Source organism: Bacillus sp. VA15 (assembly GCF_055721145.1).
Window position 1 is genome coordinate 1 of sequence record NZ_JBVQPQ010000016.1, and the last position, 3,008, is coordinate 3,008.

Below are 3,008 nucleotides of genomic sequence, written 5' to 3' on the forward strand. Positions count from 1 at the left end.
GGTTAAGTCCTCGATCGATTAGTATCTGTCAGCTCCATGTGTCGCCACACTTCCACCTCAGACCTATCAACCTGATCATCTTTCAGGGATCTTACTTCCTTGCGGAATGGGAAATCTCATCTTGAGGGGGGCTTCATGCTTAGATGCTTTCAGCACTTATCCCGTCCGCACATAGCTACCCAGCGATGCCCTTGGCAGAACAACTGGTACACCAGCGGTGCGTCCATCCCGGTCCTCTCGTACTAAGGACAGCTCCTCTCAAATTTCCTGCGCCCGCGACGGATAGGGACCGAACTGTCTCACGACGTTCTGAACCCAGCTCGCGTACCGCTTTAATGGGCGAACAGCCCAACCCTTGGGACCGACTACAGCCCCAGGATGCGATGAGCCGACATCGAGGTGCCAAACCTCCCCGTCGATGTGGACTCTTGGGGGAGATAAGCCTGTTATCCCCGGGGTAGCTTTTATCCGTTGAGCGATGGCCCTTCCATGCGGAACCACCGGATCACTAAGCCCGACTTTCGTCCCTGCTCGACTTGTAGGTCTCGCAGTCAAGCTCCCTTGTGCCTTTACACTCTGCGAATGATTTCCAACCATTCTGAGGGAACCTTTGGGCGCCTCCGTTACCTTTTAGGAGGCGACCGCCCCAGTCAAACTGCCCACCTGACACTGTCTCCCCGCCCGATAAGGGCGGCGGGTTAGAAGGTCAATACAGCCAGGGTAGTATCCCACCGATGCCTCCACCGAAGCTAGCGCTCCGGTTTCCAAGGCTCCTACCTATCCTGTACAAGCTGTACCAACATTCAATATCAGGCTGCAGTAAAGCTCCACGGGGTCTTTCCGTCCTGTCGCGGGTAACCTGCATCTTCACAGGTACTATAATTTCACCGAGTCTCTCGTTGAGACAGTGCCCAGATCGTTGCGCCTTTCGTGCGGGTCGGAACTTACCCGACAAGGAATTTCGCTACCTTAGGACCGTTATAGTTACGGCCGCCGTTTACTGGGGCTTCAATTCGCACCTTCGCTTACGCTAAGCGCTCCTCTTAACCTTCCAGCACCGGGCAGGCGTCAGCCCCTATACTTCGCCTTACGGCTTCGCAGAGACCTGTGTTTTTGCTAAACAGTCGCCTGGGCCTATTCACTGCGGCTCTCTCGGGCTTGCACCCTAACAGAGCACCCCTTCTCCCGAAGTTACGGGGTCATTTTGCCGAGTTCCTTAACGAGAGTTCTCTCGATCACCTTAGGATTCTCTCCTCGCCTACCTGTGTCGGTTTGCGGTACGGGCACCTCTCACCTCGCTAGAGGCTTTTCTTGGCAGTGTGGAATCAGGAACTTCGCTACTAAATTTCGCTCGCCATCACAGCTCAGCCTTATGGGAAACGGATTTGCCTATTTCCCAGCCTAACTGCTTGGACGCGGATATCCAATACCGCGCTTACCCTATCCTCCTGCGTCCCCCCATTGCTCAAATGGTGAGGAGGTGGTACAGGAATATCAACCTGTTGTCCATCGCCTACGCCTTTCGGCCTCGGCTTAGGTCCCGACTAACCCTGAGCGGACGAGCCTTCCTCAGGAAACCTTAGGCATTCGGTGGAGGGGATTCTCACCCCTCTTTCGCTACTCATACCGGCATTCTCACTTCTAAGCGCTCCACCAGTCCTTCCGGTCTGGCTTCACAGCCCTTAGAACGCTCTCCTACCACTGTTCGAAGAACAGTCCGCAGCTTCGGTGATACGTTTAGCCCCGGTACATTTTCGGCGCAGAGTCACTCGACCAGTGAGCTATTACGCACTCTTTAAATGGTGGCTGCTTCTAAGCCAACATCCTGGTTGTCTAAGCAACTCCACATCCTTTTCCACTTAACGTATACTTTGGGACCTTAGCTGGCGGTCTGGGCTGTTTCCCTTTCGACTACGGATCTTATCACTCGCAGTCTGACTCCCAAGGATAAGTCATTGGCATTCGGAGTTTGACTGAATTCGGTAACCCGGTAGGGGCCCCTAGTCCAATCAGTGCTCTACCTCCAAGACTCTTACCTTGAGGCTAGCCCTAAAGCTATTTCGGAGAGAACCAGCTATCTCCAGGTTCGATTGGCATTTCACCCCTACCCACACCTCATCCCCGCACTTTTCAACGTGCGTGGGTTCGGGCCTCCATTCAGTGTTACCTGAACTTCACCCTGGACATGGGTAGATCACCTGGTTTCGGGTCTACGACCACGTACTCATGCGCCCTATTCAGACTCGCTTTCGCTGCGGCTCCGCATCTTCTGCTTAACCTTGCACGGGATCGTAACTCGCCGGTTCATTCTACAAAAGGCACGCCATCACCCGTTAACGGGCTCTGACTACTTGTAGGCACACGGTTTCAGGATCTCTTTCACTCCCCTTCCGGGGTGCTTTTCACCTTTCCCTCACGGTACTGGTTCACTATCGGTCACTAGGGAGTATTTAGCCTTGGGAGATGGTCCTCCCGGATTCCGACGGAATTTCACGTGTTCCGCCGTACTCAGGATCCACTCAGGAGAGAACGAAGTTTTGACTACAGGGCTGTTACCTTCTATGGCGGGCCTTTCCAGACCTCTTCATCTACCTCGTTCTTTTGTAACTCCGTACAGAGTGTCCTACAACCCCAAGAGGCAAGCCTCTTGGTTTGGGCTAATCCCGTTTCGCTCGCCGCTACTCAGGGAATCGCATTTGCTTTCTCTTCCTCCGGGTACTTAGATGTTTCAGTTCCCCGGGTCTGCCTTCTCATATCCTATGAATTCAGATATGGATACCACTCCATTACGAGTGGTGGGTTTCCCCATTCGGAAATCTCCGGATCAAAGCTTGCTTACAGCTCCCCGAAGCATATCGGTGTTCGTCCCGTCCTTCATCGGCTCCTAGTGCCAAGGCATCCACCGTGCGCCCTTTCTAACTTAACCGTTAAAAAGAATCACTATGTGATATCTTGTCTTACTAATTGAATGTGATGTCTACTGTTATCTAGTTTTCAAAGAACACGTT

Annotated in this window: 1 rRNA gene; it reads right to left on the reverse strand. The window is 53.2% G+C overall.

Annotated elements, in window-relative coordinates:
* Positions 1–2,926: ribosomal RNA gene (locus AC0DBE_RS21445) — 23S ribosomal RNA — on the reverse strand; the annotation flags it as partial.
* Positions 2,927–3,008: the final 82 nt, after the last annotated feature.